The sequence below is a fragment of the Clostridium sp. B9 genome (assembly GCF_050509515.1).
Classification (GTDB): Bacteria; Bacillota; Clostridia; order Clostridiales; family Clostridiaceae; genus Sarcina.
In genome coordinates this window covers 2,696,497-2,717,274 of the sequence record NZ_JBNWKA010000003.1, presented here as the reverse complement: position 1 = coordinate 2,717,274, position 20,778 = coordinate 2,696,497, and the positions used below count along the sequence as shown (strand labels likewise).

Annotated in this window: 19 protein-coding genes; all 19 read left to right on the top strand. The window is 31.0% G+C overall.

All coding sequences use genetic code 11. The features are described 5' to 3' along the window. Positions 1-163: 163 nt before the first annotated feature. The 19 genes from ACQZHJ_RS11895 to ACQZHJ_RS11805 all read left to right on the top strand — a co-directional run bounded on the left by ACQZHJ_RS11895 (position 164) and on the right by ACQZHJ_RS11805 (position 20,707). Complete coding sequence (locus tag ACQZHJ_RS11895) at positions 164-490, top strand: V-type ATP synthase subunit H (protein WP_430485773.1); 327 nt, start codon at positions 164-166, stop codon at positions 488-490. Next, positions 477-2,423: a V-type ATP synthase subunit I gene (locus tag ACQZHJ_RS11890; RefSeq protein WP_430485772.1), complete on the top strand. Its 1,947-nt coding sequence runs from the start codon at positions 477-479 to the stop codon at positions 2,421-2,423. The genes ACQZHJ_RS11895 and ACQZHJ_RS11890 overlap by 14 nt, the downstream gene beginning before the upstream one ends. Positions 2,424-2,475: 52 nt before the next feature. Beyond that, on the top strand, positions 2,476-2,970 hold the full coding sequence (locus tag ACQZHJ_RS11885; RefSeq protein ID WP_011592554.1) for a V-type ATP synthase subunit K: 495 nt from the start codon (positions 2,476-2,478) through the stop codon (positions 2,968-2,970). Between the two features lie 30 nt (positions 2,971-3,000). Next, positions 3,001-3,597, top strand: coding sequence for a V-type ATP synthase subunit E (locus ACQZHJ_RS11880; RefSeq protein ID WP_430485771.1), 597 nt, complete (start codon positions 3,001-3,003; stop codon positions 3,595-3,597). A 12-nt stretch (positions 3,598-3,609) separates the two neighbouring features. After that, complete coding sequence (locus ACQZHJ_RS11875; protein WP_430485770.1) at positions 3,610-4,617, top strand: V-type ATP synthase subunit C; 1,008 nt, start codon at positions 3,610-3,612, stop codon at positions 4,615-4,617. Further along, positions 4,604-4,921 carry a V-type ATP synthase subunit F gene (locus ACQZHJ_RS11870; RefSeq protein ID WP_003449642.1) on the top strand — a complete coding sequence of 106 codons (318 nt, stop codon included), beginning with the start codon at positions 4,604-4,606 and terminating at the stop codon, positions 4,919-4,921. The genes ACQZHJ_RS11875 and ACQZHJ_RS11870 overlap by 14 nt, the downstream gene beginning before the upstream one ends. Before the next feature lie 16 nt (positions 4,922-4,937). After that, entirely contained in the window at positions 4,938-6,713 is a 1,776-nt protein-coding gene (locus ACQZHJ_RS11865) for a V-type ATP synthase subunit A (protein WP_430485769.1), read from the top strand. Continuing rightward, a complete protein-coding gene (locus tag ACQZHJ_RS11860; RefSeq protein WP_430485768.1) occupies positions 6,706-8,088 on the top strand; it encodes a V-type ATP synthase subunit B in 1,383 nt (460 codons plus the stop codon). The genes ACQZHJ_RS11865 and ACQZHJ_RS11860 overlap by 8 nt, the downstream gene beginning before the upstream one ends. Positions 8,089-8,090: 2 nt before the next feature. Further along, on the top strand, positions 8,091-8,735 hold the full coding sequence (locus ACQZHJ_RS11855; protein ID WP_003449608.1) for a V-type ATP synthase subunit D: 645 nt from the start codon (positions 8,091-8,093) through the stop codon (positions 8,733-8,735). 217 nt (positions 8,736-8,952) lie between these two features. Next, positions 8,953-9,519 carry a helix-turn-helix domain-containing protein gene (locus tag ACQZHJ_RS11850; RefSeq protein WP_430485767.1) on the top strand — a complete coding sequence of 189 codons (567 nt, stop codon included), beginning with the start codon at positions 8,953-8,955 and terminating at the stop codon, positions 9,517-9,519. Between the two features lie 146 nt (positions 9,520-9,665). Beyond that, entirely contained in the window at positions 9,666-10,625 is a 960-nt protein-coding gene (locus ACQZHJ_RS11845; RefSeq protein WP_430485766.1) for an MraY family glycosyltransferase, read from the top strand. Positions 10,626-10,778: 153 nt separating this feature from the next. Further along, positions 10,779-11,246, top strand: coding sequence for a peptide deformylase (def, locus tag ACQZHJ_RS11840; RefSeq protein WP_430485764.1), 468 nt, complete (start codon positions 10,779-10,781; stop codon positions 11,244-11,246). Between the two features lie 141 nt (positions 11,247-11,387). Next, positions 11,388-12,308, top strand: a complete 921-nt coding sequence (gene rbsK, locus ACQZHJ_RS11835; protein ID WP_430485763.1) for a ribokinase — start codon at positions 11,388-11,390, stop codon at positions 12,306-12,308. Positions 12,309-12,322: 14 nt separating this feature from the next. After that, positions 12,323-12,718: a D-ribose pyranase gene (gene rbsD, locus ACQZHJ_RS11830; protein WP_430485762.1), complete on the top strand. Its 396-nt coding sequence runs from the start codon at positions 12,323-12,325 to the stop codon at positions 12,716-12,718. Between the two features lie 73 nt (positions 12,719-12,791). After that, positions 12,792-14,297: a sugar ABC transporter ATP-binding protein gene (locus tag ACQZHJ_RS11825; RefSeq protein ID WP_430485761.1), complete on the top strand. Its 1,506-nt coding sequence runs from the start codon at positions 12,792-12,794 to the stop codon at positions 14,295-14,297. A 12-nt stretch (positions 14,298-14,309) separates the two neighbouring features. Beyond that, positions 14,310-15,245 (top strand): ABC transporter permease, encoded by a 936-nt coding sequence (locus tag ACQZHJ_RS11820; protein WP_430485760.1) that lies wholly within the window; start codon positions 14,310-14,312, stop codon positions 15,243-15,245. Positions 15,246-15,266: 21 nt separating this feature from the next. After that, entirely contained in the window at positions 15,267-16,172 is a 906-nt protein-coding gene (gene rbsB / locus ACQZHJ_RS11815; RefSeq protein ID WP_430485759.1) for a ribose ABC transporter substrate-binding protein RbsB, read from the top strand. Between the two features lie 160 nt (positions 16,173-16,332). Next, on the top strand, positions 16,333-17,334 hold the full coding sequence (locus ACQZHJ_RS11810; protein ID WP_430485758.1) for a LacI family DNA-binding transcriptional regulator: 1,002 nt from the start codon (positions 16,333-16,335) through the stop codon (positions 17,332-17,334). A gap of 118 nt (positions 17,335-17,452) precedes the next feature. Further along, positions 17,453-20,707 carry an SNF2 helicase associated domain-containing protein gene (locus ACQZHJ_RS11805; protein WP_430485757.1) on the top strand — a complete coding sequence of 1,085 codons (3,255 nt, stop codon included), beginning with the start codon at positions 17,453-17,455 and terminating at the stop codon, positions 20,705-20,707. Positions 20,708-20,778 lie beyond the last annotated feature (71 nt).

The following is a 20,778-nucleotide window of genomic DNA, read 5'->3' as shown; positions in this document are numbered from 1 at the left end:
GTAATGCAGATTTTTGAATAAAAACCTGTGAAAATGTATACATGAGTAAAATTATGTTGAATTAAGTTGATTTTCATGTATAATTAATAATAAGGGTTAATTAATACTATATAAAGTATTAATATATATTTTATAAAATTCCTTATATAAAGGTGGTGAAACTTTGGCAATAGAAGCAATAAAAGAAATTAAAAAAGTAGAAATGCAAGCTGATGAAATGATTAAAAAATCTCATGAGCAAAGCAAAAAGATAATTTCAGATGCAACAATTGAAGGTGACGAAAGATATAACTCCATCATAAAAGAAGCTAGAAATGCTGCACAAGAAATTATGAATAATGCAGAAGAAGCCGGAAGAAAAGAAGCAGAAATAATACTTTCAGAAGGCAAAGGACAATGTACTAATGTGTCAAATCTTACAGGTGATAGAATTAACGACGCAGTAAATTTAGTTATTGAGAGGATTGTGAAAACTAATGGCAATAGTTAAGATGAATAAATTCACCTTACTTGCCTTTGAATCAGAGAAAGAAAAGCTTCTTAAAAAAATTCAAAGTTCTTCAGAGGTTGAGTTTATAAACCTACAAAGTGAAGAAAAAGCTGAAAGCAACGAAGTTTTTGAGACTCTTAATAAGGATGATCTGGATTCAGAAGCATTACATATTGAAGAAAATGTTTCAAAGACAAGATCAGCATTAGACTTCTTAAAAGAGTACGTTGCTGAAATTGGAGGAATAAAAGCTTTAAAAGCTGGTAAAGAAAGCTTAACTTTAGATGAATTAGAAGTGAAGGTTGAGAACAGCAACTGGGAAGTCGTTTATTCAGAGGTTAAGAAGATGGAGAGAGAGCTTGCTACTCTAGAAAATGAAAAGACAAAACTTGTAGGTGAAATAGAAATCTTAGAGCCATGGCAAAGTTTCGATGCTCCACTAGGTGAATTAAATAATTTTAAAAGAGTAGTTACATTCTTGGGAGTTATTTCAAGTCAAAATCTTGAAAATATGAAGAATGAAATTGAAAGTGAATTAAAGGAAAGTTATATAGAAGTAATTTCTAATACTGACCAAGATTCATATGTCTTTGTAATAGGAATGAAAGAAAATGCAGAGGAAATAGATGAGATATTAAAGAAATTTGGTTTCTCAGCATTCCAAAGTAAGTATAAAGAAAAAGCATCTGTTCTTGTAGAAAATTTCAAAGCTGAAATTAAAACTATAGAAGAAAAGAAAGCTGATTTAAGAGCTACACTTTCAAATTACAGAGAAGAAAAAAGAACTTTAGAATTAGCTTTTGAATATTACAGCAATGTAATGGTTAGAAAAGAAGCAAGTGAAAACTTCTTAAAGACTGATAAAGTAGTGGTAATTCAAGGATGGATTCCTGAAAAAGAGAATTCGGACTTAGAAGGAATTATAAAAGCTTCAGTAGGAGATATGTATTATCTTGAGTTTGATGAAGTTAAAGAAGAAGAAATTGCAGAGGTTCCAGTTAAGTTACATAACAAAGGACCAGCAGCAGCTTTTGATTCTATAACTGAGATGTATAGTTTACCAAGATATAATGAAATAGACCCTACACCACTTTTAACACCTTTCTATTTAGTATTCTTCGGAATGATGGTTGCAGATGCTGGATACGGACTAGTACTGTTCTTTGCATCAATACTAGCGATGAAGCTATTTAATTTAGATGAAGGACAAAAGAAATTTGCTAATTTCTTTATGTACTTAAGTTTAGCTACAACAGTAGCTGGAGTAATATTTGGTACTGCTTTTGGATTTGAGTTACCATTTGGATTAATAAATCCAAGTAAAGATACAAATCTATTGTTATTATTATCAGTTGGATTTGGTATAATTCAAATATTCTTTGGATTATTTGTTAAAGCATACATGCTTATAAGAGATAAACAATACTTATATGCTCTATTTGATGTAGGATCATGGGTAATGCTTTTAATAGGTCTTCCAATGATATTCTTTGGTGGAACTATAGGATTAGTTGGTAAAATACTATCAATAGTAGGTTCAATACTAATCATAGCAACACAAGGTAGAGATGAAGAAACAAAAGGTGCTAAAATAGGTCAAGGTCTATATGCTTTATACGGTATAACTGGATATGTGGGAGACTTAGTATCTTACACAAGACTTATGGCATTAGGTGTAGCAGGTGGATCAATAGCAGCTGCTCTTAACCTAATAATAGGTATGTTCCCAGGAATAGCAATTATAGTAATTGGACCACTATTCTTCTTAGCGGCTCATACTTTCAATATGCTTTTATCATTATTAGGAGCATACGTTCATACAGCGAGATTACAGTACGTTGAGTACTTCTCAAAGTTCTATGAGGGTGGTGGAAAACCATTTACACCATTTAGAACAATCAATAAATTTATAACAGTAAAAAGAAATAAATAATTATAGTTAAATTAAAATTAAAATAACATTATATTTCAGGAGGAATTAAATTATGGAAAACTGGATTTCATATTTTATGGCAAATTATGGAGGATTAATATTTGGAGCGTTAGGAATAGCTTTAGCAGTTGGTATGTCAGGTATCGGATCAGCTAAAGGTGTTGGTATCGTTGGTGAGGCAGCAGCAGGATTAGTAACTGAAGAGCCAGAAAAGTTTGGTAAGGCATTAGTTCTAGAACTATTACCAGGTACACAAGGTCTTTATGGATTCGTTATAGGTTTCTTAGTATTTAACCAAATCAGTAATGGAGATGCTTCATTAGCAAAAGGATTATACTTATTATTTGCATGTTTACCAATAGCTATCGCAGGTTTATGGTCAGGAATATCTCAGGGTAAAGCAGCAGCTGCTGGTATCCAAATATTAGCTAAAAGACCAGAGCACAACACTAAAGGTATCATATTCGCAGCTATGGTTGAGACATATGCATTATTAGGATTCGTTATATCATTCTTATTAGTAAATGGTGCTAGCGTAATAAAATAATAGTAAGCAAAGATTGGAGAAGTGAAAGGAATGTCAAATTTAAATAATTTAACTTCCAAGATTCTAAATGATGCTGAAGAAAAGAAAAAGTATATATTAGCTGACGCTGAAGCACAAAAAGAAAAGATAATAACTAAAAAAGTTAATAGAGCTGAAGCAGAAAAAGAAGAGATAATAAAAAAAGCTAATATAGAAGCTGAAGTTAAAAAGGCAAGAATAATTTCAAATGCTAAATTATCAGTAAGAAATGATATGTTAAGAGCTAAGCAAGTAGTTATATCAAATGTATTTGATAAAGCTATCGAAAGCTTACAACATCTTTCAAGTGGAGATTATAAGTACTATATAATTTCAACTTTAGATTCTCTAGAGTTAGAAGGTACAGAAGTTATTATAATCAATGAAAAAGATAAAGATATATTTAGCAATGAGTTCTTGGAAGCATTAAATAAAGAACTTGAATCTAAAGGAAAAAAAGGAAGTATTACGTTAAATATGGAAGGCAAATTTAATGGTGGCTTCATATTAGATAGAAATGGAATACAAATAAATAATACCTTCGAGGCTTTAATCAACTCTTTAAGAGGAGAGTTAGAGTTTGAGGTGAATAAAGTATTATTTGATTAAGGAGGATGAAGAATGGATTCAATGCAATTTTTGCAATTAATTCCTAGAATCAGAGTATACGAAAAGAAACTCCTTGATAAAGCTCAAATAGAAAGAATGATAGATGCAAACAGTTCAGAAAGCGCATTAAAAGTTCTACAAGAAACAGAGTATGCAGCATTTATGAATGAAGTAAGAAGACCGGATGATTATGAAATTCTTTTATCAAATGAGTTAGTTAGATTATATAAAACTATGTATGAAGCTAGCCCATTAAAAGAAATCATTGATGTTATGGCTTTAAAATATGACTATCATAACATAAAGGTATTAATTAAGGGAAAAATCTTAAATAAAGATTTTTCCCAAATGTTAATCCCAGTTGGAATGGTAGGAGTAAATGATTTAAAATCTGCAATAAATGGAGAGGATTTTGGTAGACTTCCTAAGAAAATGGAAGAGTGCTCAAAAAAGATATTTGAAAAATATGAGGAAACTAAAGATCCACAAGTTATAGATTTAATAGCAGATCAATACTTATATGCTCATATTCATGAAATAGCAAACAAGAAAAATATAAAAGATAAGGCTTTAGATAGATATTTAACTAACCTTATAGACTTAAATAATGTTAAAACATTATTAAGAGCTAAGAAGCAAGATAAGAATGTTAACTTCTTCTTAGATGCTATAGTACCAGGTGGTAGTATAGATGCTAGTAAGTTTAGAAGTATATACCTAGATACAATAGAGAATATTCCAAACAATTTAAGTAGTAAAGAGTATTCACAAGTTGTAAGAGAAGGCATAGCTAGTTACATAGAAACTTCATCAGTTAGTGAGTTTGAAAAGCTTATTGATAACCACATAATGAGTATAATGAAGGAAGCTAAAATAGTAACTAAAGGTTTAGAGCCAGTTCTAACATATATGTATGTTAAAGAGAATGAAATAAAGCAAATAAGAACTATCATGGTTGGTAAATTAAACAATATTACTAAGGAAGTAATAAGAGAAAGGCTGCGTGATGGATATGTATAAGAAGATTGGAGTTGTAGGTGATAAAGACTCAGTTTTAGCATTCAAAGCACTAGGAATAGATGTTTTTCCAGTAGTTGAGGATGAGGAAGCTAGAAAAACAATTGATAAGCTTGCAATGACAGGTTATGCAGTAATCTTTGTTACAGAGCACGTGGCTAAGAATATAGAAGAAACTATCGAGAGATATACAAGACAAGTACTTCCTGCTGTAATATTAATTCCAAGCAATCAAGGAACTCTAAATATAGGAAAACAAAGAATATCAGATAACGTTGAAAAAGCGGTCGGCGTTAACATTTTATAGAAAGTAGGTAGATAACTTGAAAACGGGGAAAATTATCAAAGTTTCAGGTCCTTTAGTTGTAGCTGAGGGTATGGATGAAGCTAATGTATATGACGTTGTAAAAGTTGGAGAAAAAGGTCTTATCGGTGAGATCATTGAGATGAGAGGAGATAAGGCTTCAATCCAGGTATATGAAGAAACATCAGGTATTGGACCTGGGGACCCAGTTATAACTACTGGAGAACCACTTTCAGTAGAATTAGGACCAGGACTTATAGAGTCAATGTTCGATGGAATACAAAGACCACTAGACGCTTTCATGAAAGCAGCAAATTCTGCTTTCTTAAGTAAAGGGGTAGAGGTTAAATCTTTAAATAGAGAAAAGAAATGGACTTTCGAACCAATCGTTAAGGTTGGAGACAGCGTATCTGCTGGTGACGTAATTGGAACAGTTCAAGAAACTGCAGTTGTTCTTCATAGAATAATGGTTCCTTACGGAGTAGAAGGTACAATAAAAGAAATAAAAGCTGGAGAATTCACAGTAGAAGAAGTAGTTGCTATAGTTGAAACTGCTAAAGGTGAAAAAGAATTAACTCTAATGCAAAAATGGCCTGTAAGAAAAGGTAGACCATATGCAAGAAAGTTAAACCCAGTTGAGCCAATGACTACAGGACAAAGAGTTATAGATACTTTCTTCCCAGTAGCTAAAGGTGGAGCAGCTGCTGTACCAGGACCTTTCGGAGCTGGTAAAACAGTAGTTCAGCACCAGGTTGCTAAATGGGGAGATACTGAGATAGTTGTTTACGTTGGATGTGGAGAGCGTGGTAACGAGATGACAGACGTTCTTAACGAGTTCCCAGAGCTTAAAGACCCTAAGACTGGTGAGAGCTTAATGAAGAGAACAGTTCTTATCGCTAATACATCTAACATGCCAGTTGCTGCCAGAGAAGCATCAATATATACTGGTATAACAATAGCTGAGTACTTCAGAGATATGGGATATTCAGTATCAATCATGGCTGACTCAACTTCACGTTGGGCAGAGGCTTTAAGAGAAATGTCAGGAAGACTTGAAGAGATGCCAGGAGACGAAGGTTACCCAGCATACCTAGGATCAAGACTTGCTGATTACTATGAGAGAGCTGGTAAAGTTGTAGCTTTAGGTAAAGATGGAAGAGAAGGAGCCGTTACAGCTATCGGAGCCGTTTCACCTCCAGGGGGAGATATATCTGAGCCAGTAACACAGTCAACTTTAAGAATAGTTAAAGTTTTCTGGGGACTAGATGCTCAATTAGCATATAAGAGACACTTCCCATCAATCAACTGGTTATCATCATACTCATTATACCTAGATAAAATGGGTGAATGGATGGATGAGAATGTAGCAGAAGATTGGTCAGCTTTAAGAACAGAAGCTATGGCTCTTCTTCAAGAAGAAGCTAACTTAGAAGAAATAGTAAGACTTGTTGGTATGGATGCACTTTCAGAAGGCGATAGATTAAAGCTTGAAGTTGCTAAGTCAATAAGAGAAGACTATTTACAACAAAACGCATTCCATGAGAATGACACATACACTTCATTAAATAAACAATACAAAATGTTAAACTTAATCATAAGCTTTATGCACGAAGCTAAGAAGGCTCTAGAAGCTGGAGTTTACTTAGATAAGATATTAAAGCTTGAGGTTAGAGATAGAATAGCAAGAAGTAAGTACATCTCAGAAGAAGAAATCGGTAAGATAGATGAAATCTTAGTTGAATTAAAATCAGAGATGAACAAGTTAATCAGCGAGGGAGGTGTTCTTAATGCTTAAAGAATATAAAACAGTTACTGAAGTTGTAGGGCCCTTAATGGCTGTTGAAGGCGTAGAAGGTGTTAAATACGACGAACTAGTTGAAATAGAAATGCAAACTGGTGAGTTAAGAAGAGGTAAAGTTCTTGAGGTAAACGGAGATAAAGCTATGGTTCAGCTTTTCGAAGGATCAGCAGGAATCAACCTTAAAAATACAAAAGTAAGATTCTTAGGAAGACCACTTGAAATTGGTGTTTCAGAAGATATGTTAGGAAGAGTATTCGACGGTATGGGAAGACCTAAAGATAAGGGTCCAAACATAATACCAGAGAAGAGATTAGATATAAACGGAGAGGCTATAAACCCTGTTGCTAGAAACTATCCATCAGAGTTTATCCAAACTGGTATTTCTGCAATCGACGGTCTTAACACTTTAGTTAGAGGACAAAAACTTCCTGTTTTCTCAGGATCAGGTCTTCCACACAAAGAGTTAGCTGCTCAGATCGCAAGACAAGCAAAAGTTTTAAACTCAGATTCTAAGTTCGCAGTTGTATTCGCAGCTATAGGTATCACTTTCGAGGAAGCTGAATTCTTCGTAGATGAGTTCACTAAGACTGGAGCTATCGACAGATCAGTTCTATTCATGAACTTAGCATCAGACCCAGCTATCGAGAGAATAGCTACTCCAAGAATGGCATTAACTACTGCTGAGTACTTAGCATATGAAAAAGGAATGCACGTTCTTGTTATCATGACTGATATCACAAACTACTGTGAAGCTTTAAGAGAAGTTTCTGCAGCTAGAAAAGAGGTTCCAGGAAGAAGAGGATATCCAGGATACCTATATACTGACCTTTCAACATTATATGAAAGAGCAGGAAGATTAGTTGGAAAAGAGGGTTCAATCACTCAAATTCCAATATTAACAATGCCTGAGGATGATAAAACTCACCCAATTCCAGACTTAACTGGATACATCACTGAGGGACAGATAATCCTTTCAAGAGAACTTTACAAGAAAGGTATCATGCCTCCAATAGATGTTTTACCATCACTATCAAGACTTAAAGATAAGGGTATTGGTAAAGGAAAAACTAGAGAAGACCATGCTGATACAATGAACCAGCTATTCTCAGCATATGCTCAAGGTAAACAAGCAAAAGAACTTGCTGCTATCTTAGGAGAATCAGCATTATCAGATGTAGATAAATCTTACGCTAAGTTTGCTGAAGCATTTGAAAATGAATATGTTTCACAAGGTTTCACAACTAACAGAACAATAGAGGAAACTCTAAACCTTGGATGGAAATTACTTAAGATCTTACCTAGAACAGAGCTTAAGAGAATTAGAGATGAGTATCTTGAGAAGTATATGCCTGTTGGAGAGGATGAGTAAGAATGGCACAAAGATTAAATGTCAATCCTACTAGAATGGAACTCTCAAAGCTAAAGAAAAGATTAGCAACAGCAACAAGAGGTCATAAATTATTAAAAGATAAGCAAGATGAGTTAATGAGACAATTCATCAATCTTATAAAATATAATAACCAGCTAAGAGATGAGGTTGAAAAGGAGCTTGGTAGCTCCTTAAAAGACTTCGTTATGGCTAGAGCTGTTATGAGTTCAGAGTTCCTAGAGGAAGCTATAGCATACCCTAAAGAAGAGATTGAGGTTGAAGTCGGTAATAAAAACATAATGAGTGTAAATGTGCCTATAATGAACTTCAAAAGAAAATTAGAAGGTGATGAAGGTAGTATTTACCCTTATGGATTTATGAATACTTCAGCTGAACTTGATGATGCAATTTCAAAACTATATGGAATATTACCAAAGTTATTAGAACTTGCTGAAGTTGAGAAATCTGGTCAGCTTATGGCAGACGAGATTGAAAAAACAAGAAGAAGAGTTAATGCTCTTGAATATATGACAATTCCTCAGCTTAAAGAGACTATCAGATACATCAGAATGAAACTTGATGAGAATGAGAGAAGTGCTTTAACAAGACTTATGAAAGTTAAGTCTATGATTGAACAAAGAGGATAATGATATAGATTAATAAAAAAGGCAATCTTATGTTAATAAAACATCAAGATTTGCCTTTTTTCTTTACTATTTTAAAAATAGAAGGTATAATCTTATTAAGAAAAATAGATTTTTTAATATGATAAAATTTATTTATAATATTTTAAAATATGTAAATTATCTATAAAATATGGTATAATAAGTAAAATATCATATGCATAATAAGGGGGGGCTTAAAATGAAAAGTGTTATGAATTTAACAACTTTAGAACAAATAAAAGCATATTCTGATCCATATAGGCTGAAGATAATAACTTATCTTAGAAATAATCATGAATCTGCTACGGTAAAAGAAATTGCTGATTTTTTTGGGGAAGTACCAGCAAAAGTTCATTACCATATTAAAAAATTAGAAAAAGCAGGTATTTTAGAGTTAGTCAAGACTAAGGAGATAAAAGGAATAATAGCAAAGTATTATTATTTAACTGCAGAAAGCTTTAATATTGAGGGTAATCAAATAAAAAAAGAAGCAAAGCAGGTGTATAAGTCTCAAATACTTAATATATTAAGTGAGTATTATGATAGCTCAAAGGAACAAACTATGAAGAAGATATCTGAGAGAGTTGATGATGGGAATGCAGAAGATTCAATAGGATTCAACTACAAGAATATCTACTTAAATGAAGAAGAGTTTAAAGAAATAAACAAACAAATAAGAGAACTTGTGAAAAGATATGAAAGAAAAGAGGAGGGAAAAATCCCTTGTCATGTTTTTTCAGTTTGCTTAAAACACGATAAAGAATAAATTTTTTTTGATTGATTAAATAGTCTTTAATGTGAAATAATAAATATATGAAGAATTTTAATTAAAATGTCATTCTTATGACTTATTAATTTACTAGAATAAGATATGTAAGATTAAATAATGCATTTAGAACAGAGGGAGAAAATATGGTTAAGTATTTAGTTGTAATGCTTATTCCTTTTATGATAGTATATCTATTAATGCCAAAGTTTATTGACTTTGCTATTGAAAAGGGTTTTGTAGATAAACCAACAGGAAGAAAAAAACATGATAAATTAACACCCTTAATAGGTGGAGTAGTAATGTATATAGGTTTTTTTATAACTTATTTATTTGTAGTAGATTCTGCAAGACAGTTATCAGAAACATTTATAATATTTTTAGCTTCAACTATGGTAATTATAATAGGTGTAATAGATGATTACTATAAAGGAAAAGGAAAAGAGTTTCCTATATATCCTAGAGCTTTTATACAAATTTTAGCCGCTACTATGGTTTTTAAAGCTGGAATTGTATTTAGAGGGATTAGTAATCCTTTCACTGGAGAGTTCATGTTGTTTTCGCCTTGGATTCAGTATATTCTTACAGTAACTTGGATTTTTGGAGTTACAACAGTAGTAAACTGGTCTGATGGTATGGATGGTTTAGCAGGGAGTATATCTGTAATATCAGCTATGACAATGTTCGTAGTAGCTCTTGCTAAAGGTCAATTTAACTCTGCATATATGTCAATAACCTTAGTAGGTGCAATACTTGCTTTCTTAAGATACAATAGGCATCCAGCACGGGTTTTTATGGGAGATTCTGGAGCAAACTTTTTAGGTTTTATCTTATCCATAATAGCCTTAGAAGGGGCTTTTAAACAAGCAACGGTTCTTTCAATTCTAGTACCAGTACTTGCTTTAGGAGTACCAATTTTCGATAATATATTTGTTATTTTGAAAAGATTTCAATCAGGAAAACCAGTATATGCTGCTGACAGGAGCCAGATTCACTATAGACTTCAAGAAAAAGGAATGACAGTGAAGCAAATAGTATCATACATATGCATACTAAGTGGCTGTTTGAGTTTAGTATCATTATTAATAATTATGATAATATTATAGTATTGGCTGTCTTTAAAGTATAATAAGTACTAACTTAAATGCTTTAAAGACAGTCAATACTATTTTTAACGTAATATTATATATAAATTACTAGTGAAAATTCTATTAATTTATGTTTTAATATATGTATAGAGATTTGAAAGGAGAAATTAAATGGCTGTTAGAAAAATTGTTCAATTAGGACATGAAGCTTTAAAGAAAGTTTCAGAACCTGTTAAGGACGTTAATGAAGTTAAAGATTTAATTCAAGATTTAAAGGATACATTAGCTACTGTTGAAGGTATAGGCTTAGCTGCTCCACAAATAGCAGTTAATAAAAGAGTTGTTTATATAAATTTTGAAGATGGAGAGAACGAATATGTTCTTATAAATCCAGAAATAATAGGAGCATCAAAAGAAACTTATGAGGATTATGAAGGATGCTTAAGTTATGTTATGCATGAAGGATTAGTTGAAAGACCAAGAGCGGTAAGAATTCAAGCTTTAAATGAAAAGGGTGAATTAAAAGTTTACGAAGCTCAAGATCTTTTAGGTAGATGCTTCCAACATGAAATAGACCACTTAGAAGGTATAATGTATGTTGATAGAGCTAAAGAGATGTATGAATTAGTAGAAAAATAAGAGAATATAAAAAGAGTGTAGATTCTAATTTCTATACTCTTTTTTTTATTTTTTTACAAAAACACTTGCATAACGTTTACAAAAGTATTATTATATAGTTAATCGGTTTAGTAAAACGGTTAACTAAGGAGGGAATAAAAAATGAATAAGATATGTGTACTTGGCAGTATGAATATGGACTTAGTTTTTAAAGTTAAAGATATGCCAAAAGTAGGAGAAACTATACTTTCAAAATCCTTTGAAAAAATAGCTGGAGGAAAAGGTGCTAATCAAGCAGTAGCAGCTAGAAGAAGTGGATCAGAAGTATTTATGATATCTAAAATAGGACAAGACGAGAATGGAAGAGAATTAAAGGATAAATTAATACACGATGAAATAGATGTTAGATATGTGTTTGAAGATAGTAAAGAGCCAACAGGGATGGCTTTAATAATGGTTAATGATAATGGAAATAACTCAATAATAGTAAATTCAGGTTCAAATATGACTTTAAATAGTGAAGAGGTAAGGTCTGCAGAAGAAACTATTAAAGAAAGTGATATTTTAATATCACAATTTGAAACTCCAGAGGATATGACAATAGAAGCTTTCAAAATTGCTAAAAAGTATAAAAAAATTACAATATTAAATCCAGCTCCAGCTAAAGAAATAAAGGACGAACTTTTAAAGTATACAGATATAATAGTTCCAAATGAAACTGAAGCTGAAGTTTTAACAGGAGTTAAGGTTAAAGATTTAGATGATGCTAAAAAAGCAGCTAAAGTATTTAGAGAAAAAGGAGTTAAGTTTGTAATAATAACTTTAGGCGAAAAAGGAGCAGCTCTAATAGGAGAAAATTTTTGTGAAGTAATTCCGGCTTTCAAAGTTGATGCAATAGATACAACAGCTGCTGGGGATAGTTTCATAGGAGGATTAAGCTCAAAGCTAGATATAAACAATATTACGAAGGAAAGCTTATGTGATGCTATTAGATTTGGAAATAAGGTTTCTTCAATAGCTGTTCAAAGAAAAGGTGCTCAACCATCAATACCTTATTTAGATGAAGTCTTAAAGGTTTATTAAAGGAGATTAGAATAATGAGAAAAACAAGTTTATTAAACAGCAATATAAGTTCAGTAATTTCAAAAATGGGACATACTGATATGTTAGCTATAGGGGATTGTGGATTGCCTATCCCTAATGAGACAGAAAGAATAGATTTAGCTTTAATAAAAGGAGTTCCGGGATTTATAGAAACTTTAAAAGCTACTTTAGATGAGTTACAGGTTGAAGAGGTTATTATTGCAGAGGAAACTGAAAACGTAAGTGAAGAGTTATTTAATGAAATAAAGGAAGTAATAAAAGATACTAAAATAACATTTGTAACCCATGAGGAACTTAAAAAGGCATTAAAGGAATGTAAGGCAGTAGTGAGAACAGGAGAACAAACTCCATATGCAAATATAATTCTTAAATCAGGAGTTGTTTTTTAATATAACTTAGAGAAATTCTACTTAGTACCCAAAGTAGAATTCTCTGGTTAAAGTATTTTGGGAGGTGTATGAAATGAAGGAAAGAACACCAATGTTGAAAATGGAGGGTGTATCAAAATCTTTTCCAGGTGTTAAAGCTTTGGATAATGTTAGTTTAATGGCCTATGGTGGAGAAGTAACAGCCTTAATGGGAGAGAATGGGGCAGGAAAGTCCACACTAATGAAAATACTAAGCGGTGTGTATAAAAAGGATGAAGGAAAAATATTTATTGAGGGAATTGAAGTTGATATTAAAGGAATAAAGTCTGCTGAGGATGCAGGAATAACAATAATACATCAAGAACTTAGTGTTATAAATAATTTAACTGTAGCAGAAAATATATTTTTAGGAAATGAAAAACATAGTAAATTTACAGGGAAAATCAACAAAAAGCTTCTAGACGAAAGAAGTAAGATGTTTTTAGAGCAGATAGGATGTAATATAAGTCCTAATAGACTTGTTAGCACTTTAAATGTAGGAGAAAAGCAAATGATAGAAATTGCTAAGGCTCTTACTAAAAATGCCAGAATTATAATAATGGACGAGCCAACTACTGCTTTAACTGATGTTGAAACTGAAAACCTTTTTAAAGTTATAGAGAGTTTAAGAGAAAAAGGAATTGCGATAATATACATATCTCATAGAATGGAAGAAATATTTAAAATATGTCATAGAGTAGAGGTTTTAAGAGATGGGAAATATGCAGGAAGTGCAGAAATAAAAGATATAGATAATGATCAGCTTATAGCTATGATGGTTGGAAGAAAGATAGAAGATCAATTCCCATATAGAGATGTTAAAATGGGAGATATTGCTTTAGAAGTAAAAGACCTTAGCTGCAAGGAAGGCGTAAAAAATGCTTCTTTCAAAGTTAGAAAAGGAGAAATATTAGGAATCGCAGGACTTATGGGTTCTGGAAGAACAGAGCTTGCTAAAACTATTTTTGGTGAATATAAGAAAACCAGTGGAACAGTTAAGTTAAATGGAAAAGAACTTAATGTTAAGAATATAAATGATGCTATAAGAAATGGGATTTGCTACTTATCAGAGGATAGAAAAAAAGAAGGATGTGTACTTGGACTTTCAGTTGGAGATAACATGACAATATGCAATCTTGATAAGTATGAAAATAAAATGAAGGTATTAGACAGAAAAAAAGAATCTGCAGATATTGACTACTATATAAAGAAAATAAATATAAAAACTCCAAGTAGTAAGCAATTTATTAAAAATTTAAGTGGTGGTAATCAACAAAAGGTTATCTTAGCAAAATGGCTTATGCTGTCACCAGAAGTTTTAATAATTGATGAGCCAACAAGAGGTATTGACGTAGGTGCTAAAAAAGAAATTTATGAACTTTTAAATGAACTAAAAGCAAGTGGAAAGGCAATAATAATGGTTTCTTCAGACTTACCAGAGGTACTAGGAATAAGTGATAGAATAATGGTAATGAGTGAAGGAAAAGTATCAGGTGAGCTAAGTAGACAAGAGGCAAATCAACAAAGCATAATGAAATTAGCTGTTGGAATGGATAATTAGGAGGGTTACATAATGAAGGCAAGTGTTAAAGAAAATATATCAAAATATAAATCTCTTATAGGATTGGTGCTACTATGTTTAGTAATAACAATGGTTACTCCAAAGTTTTTAACTATTTCTAATATAACAAATGTATTTACTCAAGTTTCAGTTAACGCAATCATAGCAATTGGTATGACTTTTGTAATATTAACTGGTGGAATAGATTTATCAGTTGGATCAACTTTAGCTATTAGTGGAGCTTTAGGAGCATCTATTATTAAGTCTACTGGAAACGTATTCTTAGCTATAGTGGTAGCAGCCATTGTAGGTATAATAGTAGGATTAATAAATGGATTATTAGTATCAAAAGGAAAATTACAAGCATTTATAGTTACTTTAGCAACAATGACAATATTTAGAGGGGCAACATTAGTATTTACAAATGGTACTCCAATATCAAAATTACCAGAAAGTTTTGTTAAGATAGGAAATGGTAAAATAGGATTTCTTCCAATACCAGTAATAATAACAATAATCATAGCAATCATAGCAATTTATGTTTTATCTCAAACTAGATTTGGAAGATATTTATATGCATTAGGTGGAAATGAAGATGCATCAAGATTATCAGGAATAAACACAGATAAGATAAAAACTTTAGTTTATGTAGTATCAGGATTTGCATCAGCAATAGCTGGAGTAATAATAACAAGTAGAATAGGTTCAGCTTCCCCAAATGCAGGTACTGGATTTGAATTAGATGCAATCGCAGCTGTTGTAATTGGAGGAACTTCATTAGCTGGTGGAGAAGGAACAATTACAGGAACTTTGATTGGTGCTCTTATAATTGGTGTACTTAATAATGGATTAAACCTTATGAATGTATCACCATTCTATCAATCAATAGTAAAAGGTTTAGTTATATTAATAGCAGTACTTTTAGACAAAAAGAGCAGAAAAAATTAAGAAGCTTAAGAGGTGAGTTTTATGCATATAAATAAAAAGATATTCTCAGTTGGGTTAATGCTCATGATGCTTATGACTTCATTCATTGGATGTGGAAAAGATAACAAGCCTAAAATAGGAATGGTAGTTTCAACACTAAATAATCCTTTCTTCGTTAACATGAAAGATGGTGCTGAAAAGGAAGCTGAAAAGTTAGGTTATGATTTAGTTGTTTTAGATTCACAAAATGATCCAGCTAAGGAAAGAGCAAATGTAGAGGATTTAATTCAGTTAGGGGTAGTAGCTTTACTTATAAACCCAACTGATAGTGATGCTGTAGTTAAAACCGTAGAGGTGGCAAATCAAAAGAATGTACCAGTAATAACATTAGATAGACAAGCTAATGGAGGAAAAATAACAAGTCATATAGCTTCAGATAATATAAAAGGTGGAGAAATGGCAGCAGAGTTTGTTGAGGATAAATTTAAAGATGAAAAAGGCCCTATAAATGTAGTAGAAATACAAGGGATACCAGGAGCTTCTGCAACTAGAGATAGAGGACAAGGATTTCATAATATAATGGATAAGGACAGTAAGTTTAATTTCGTATCAGTCCAAGCTGCCGACTTTGATAGACAAAAAGGTCTTCAAGTTATGGAAAATATACTTCAAGCAAATCCTAATGTGCAAGTTGTATTTGCTCATAATGATGAAATGGCATTAGGGGCAGTAAAAGCAATAAAAGCTATAGGATCAAAAGCTATGGTAATAGGTTTTGATGGAAATGATGATGCCAAAGATTCTATTAGCAATGATGAAATGACAGCTACAGTAGCACAACAGCCAGATTTAATAGGAGCTTTAGGAGTAGAATTAGCTAACAAGATTTATCATGGTGAGTCAGTAAAAGAAAAAATAGCAGCAGATTTAAAAGTATTTACTAAGTAATTATATTGATTAAAATTAAGTGTTGATTTCTTACAATGATGTAATTTGTATAGAAATCAACACTTCTTTAAAAGTTAAAGTAATAATAAAGATACAGAAAATTTATTATATGGTATAATTACTGTTGTTAAATGAAGCAGACAAGAGGTGTTGTAGTAAAATGGGAAAAACTACATTGTTAGATATAGCAAAAGCAGTAAATGTATCAAAAACCACTGTATCAATGGTGTTAAATAATAAAGATATAAATGTTTCAAAGGAAACGAGAGAAAAAATATTAAAAACAGCAAATGATATGAATTATATTCCAAATACATTAGCTAGAAGTTTAAGTACTAAAAAAAGTTATACTTTAGGAATGATAATACCAGATATTCAGAATCCATTTTTCTCAGAGATGGCAAAGGCTATAGAGATAGAAGGGGAAAAACATGGATATAGTATGATCTTATGTAATACTTTAAATGATGAGAAAAAGGAGATTGAATATTTAAAGCTTTTAATAAGTAAATTGGTAGATGGAGTTATAATAGCAGCTTGTAGTGATGAAAAAGAATGGATAAAAATATTAAAAAATAATAAGATCCCATTCATAATGTTAGATAGAGTAATAGCAGATGAAAAAGATACTAATGGAGTATTTTGTGATAATAAAAAAGGAATAGAGCTAGGAGTTCAGTACCTTGTTAATAAAGGAAATAAGAATATTGCTTTTGTAACAGGTAAATCTAATGTAGAAATAGCAAATTTAAGACTTGAAAGTTTTAAAAATATAGCTGAAAAACTAGGCGTTTTCAATGAAAACTTAATTGAAGAGGCAGAGTTCACTATGGAAAGCGGAATTGGTGCTACAGAAAAGTTACTTGGCAAAAGTGATATGGTCGATGCTATTTTTTATAGTGCAGATGTCATGGCTATTGGAGGAATGAAATATTTAATTAGAAATGGATATAAAATTCCTGATGATATAAGTATATTAGGGTATGATAATATAACTATATGTTCTTACATGGAGCCGGAGCTAACAACTATAGCACAGCCAATTTATCAAATTGGTGAATATTCATGTAAATTACTTATAGACTTAATAAATAGTAAGAACTCAAAAAGTGAAACCATAACTTTAGAGCCTTTTTTAATTGAAAGAGGAACAGTGAAATAATAAATATCAGATATAAATCAGAAAAGGTTTATATCTGATATTTTTTTGTTTATTTTTCAGTAAATTTAACTTTATGATATAATAATAAGATATGAATTACGTGTATAGAGGAGAAACTATGTCAGTTGAAGATTTATTATTACAAAGATTTAAAGAAGAAACATCAGGAAGAAATTATAGTAAGGGTCAAAGAATTGTAATTAATGATCTAGTTGAGAGTATAGATATTTGCAAAGAAGATGATTTAATATCTATTAGTGGAGAGGTCATATCAGAGCAATTATTTAGTAAGTATAGTACAAAGCTTGAAATGGATATTAAGACAAAAGGAATATTATCAACATATTGTACTTGTGCAGATTATGAAAAACATGAATTTAGTAAGGATAATTATTGCTGTAAGCACCTCGTAGCTACATTTTATAAATCTTTAAGTGATTTGGCCAAAGATAAAAGCTTGGCTGAAAAGAAAAAGATGTTCCTAAACAAAAAAGAAAATTCACTACTTGATTTAATACTTCAAGAAGAAAGAGAAAAAGAAGAGTTAAAAATAGAAGTTTATATTAATAAAAATGAGTGGAGTAATAGTTTATTAGCTGAATTTAAGATAGGAACAAAGTCAATGGGATCTAATAAATTATATATTTTAAAGGATATAGAACAGTTTTTAGTTTCCTACTATAACAAAATACCAGTTAAATACAGTAAGAGTTTTACTTTTAACATAAAGGAGCAAAGACTTTCATGTAAGGATAAGGAATTACTGGAGTTTATAGAGACACTAAAAGAAATTGAGAAGCCTATAAAAAGTTTTTTAAGAAATAGAGATACATTTATAGATGGAAAATTCATTAAAATACCCAATTACATGGTTAGGGAATTTTTTAATGTAATAAAAAATCACAGGGTTTATTTGAATGAAGGGTTTTTCTATAGAGCTGTAGAAGGAGAAATACTTTATGAGGATGTTCCAGTGGACTTTTCATTAAAAGAAAACAGTGAAGGATATGAATTAACTTCACCAAATGGTATGCCTAAAGCTTTAGGAGAAAAGAAAGATGTATTTTTATATGGAACTACAATATACATACCTAGAAAAGAGTTCTGTTATAAATTGAATAATTATTTAAACATATTCCAAGAGGGAAAAGGACTTAACATAGATAAGAGTGAAGAGGAAAGAGTTTATAGAAAGCTTATTCCAGCATTAAGAGAAATTAGTGAAAGAGTAAATTTGTCAAAGAGTATAATGAAGAAAACTGTTTTAGAACCAGTAAAGTTTAATTTCTATTTTGATAAGGATGGTAAAGAAGTAACTTTAACATTAAAGGTTAAGTACGGAGCTTATGAGTTTAACATATTTGATGATTGTAAAGAAAAAATAATATATAGAGATATAAAAAGAGAAAAGGAAGTTTTAGGATTATTAGAAAGGTTTAGTCTTGAAGAGATAAATAATAAGTTTTACTTTCTAAGAGGTGATGAATATATATTTAGTTTCTTTAAGTATGACATAGATAAGCTTCAGAAAGTTGGAGAAGTTTATTATTCAGAAAACTTTAAAGGCATAAAAAGTATTGGAAGCAAAGGAATAAAAGGGGAGATAAAGCCAGGAAGATATAATTATCTTGAATTTGACTTTAAGATAGGAGATATTCCGTCTAGTGAAACTAAGGAAATTTTAAAAGCTTTTAGAGATAATATTAAATTCTATAAGCTTAAAAGTGGAGAGTATCTTGATTTAGAGGAAATAGAGCTAAATCAGTTTTTAAAGTTAATAGACTCTATGGATATAGATTCTTTAGCTGATAATAAATTAGAACTTGGAAATAATAGAGCAATTTATATTGCTAACTATATAGAAGAGCATGGAATTAGATATATAAAAGGTAAAAAGAAATTAAATGAAATAAAGAATAAGTTTAAAAATATAAATAAACTAGAATTTGAAATTCCAAATGACTTAAAGGCAGAGCTTAGAGAATATCAAAAGTTTGGATATAATTGGCTTAAAACCTTAGAGCATTTAGGATTAGGTGGAATATTAGGAGATGAGATGGGACTAGGAAAAACTCTTCAAGCCATAACATTTATTCTTTCTAATAAGGGGAAGAAAACCCTAGTAGTGGCACCTACATCTTTAATATATAATTGGAAAGAAGAAATGGAGAAGTTTGCTCCAAGTCTAAAAGTTGAAGTTTTAAATGATTGTAAGAGTAAAAGAGAGGAAACATTAAAAAATATAAGTGACACTGATGTAATAATAACCACTTATAATTTGCTAAAAAGAGATTTAGACGAGTATAAAAAGATAAGATTTGATTATTGCTTTATAGATGAAGCTCAGGCTATTAAAAATCCAGATTCACAAAATTCAGAGGCTGTTAAGGATGTGAATGCAGAGTTTAAATTTGCCTTATCAGGTACACCAATGGAAAACTCTCTTATGGAGCTTTGGTCAATATTTGATTTTATAATGCCTGGATATCTTTATGATAGAAAAAGATTTACAGTAAGATATTATAAAAAATTAAATGAAAGTGAAGATGTTTTAAACGAAATTCATAGCTTGATAAAGCCATTTATTTTAAGAAGAAAGAAGAAGGATGTAATAAAGGAGCTTCCAGATAAGATCGAAAAGAGGCTTTTAGTTGATTTGGGAGAAGAACAGAAAAAGGTATATTCTATTTATGCCAATAATGCTTTAGCAATAATGGAGAAGAAGCAAGATGCTGAAGAGTTTAATAAAAGCAAGATAGAAATACTATCATATATTACTAAGCTTAGACAATTAGCTTTAGATCCATCTGTTGCTATTAATGATTATGATGGAGAAAGTGCTAAAATAGAAGCATTAATAGAAGTTTTAAATCAAGGTATAGAAGAAGGGCATAAAATACTTGTATTTTCTCAATTCACTTCTGTGTTAAAGAATATAAGTAAACGCCTTGAAGGAGAGAAGATTTCATTTAGTTATTTAGATGGAAGCATTTCTTCTAAAAAGAGAGTTGAAATGGTAAATGACTTTAATAGTGGGAATAATTCTGTATTCCTTATAAGTTTAAAGGCGGGAGGAACAGGTTTAAACTTAACTTCTGCTGATATAGTAATTCACTTTGATCCTTGGTGGAATCCAGCAGTTGAAGATCAAGCTACAGATAGAGCTCATAGAATAGGTCAAAAGAATATAGTTGAAGTGATAAAGCTTATAGCTAAGGGAACTATTGAAGAAAAGGTAGTAGCTCTTCAAGAAGAGAAAAAAGCTCTAATCTCTAAGGTTATTGAAGAAGGAGAATTAGGAGCGGGAAATGCATTCAATAGCTTAAGCGAAGATGAACTTATGGACTTATTTAAAGTGGATTATCTTGTTTAATGAATTTATGTAAGGTTTTAGTTTCTAGTCTTATTTAAATCAAGACTAATAAATAAAGGTATATAAAATTT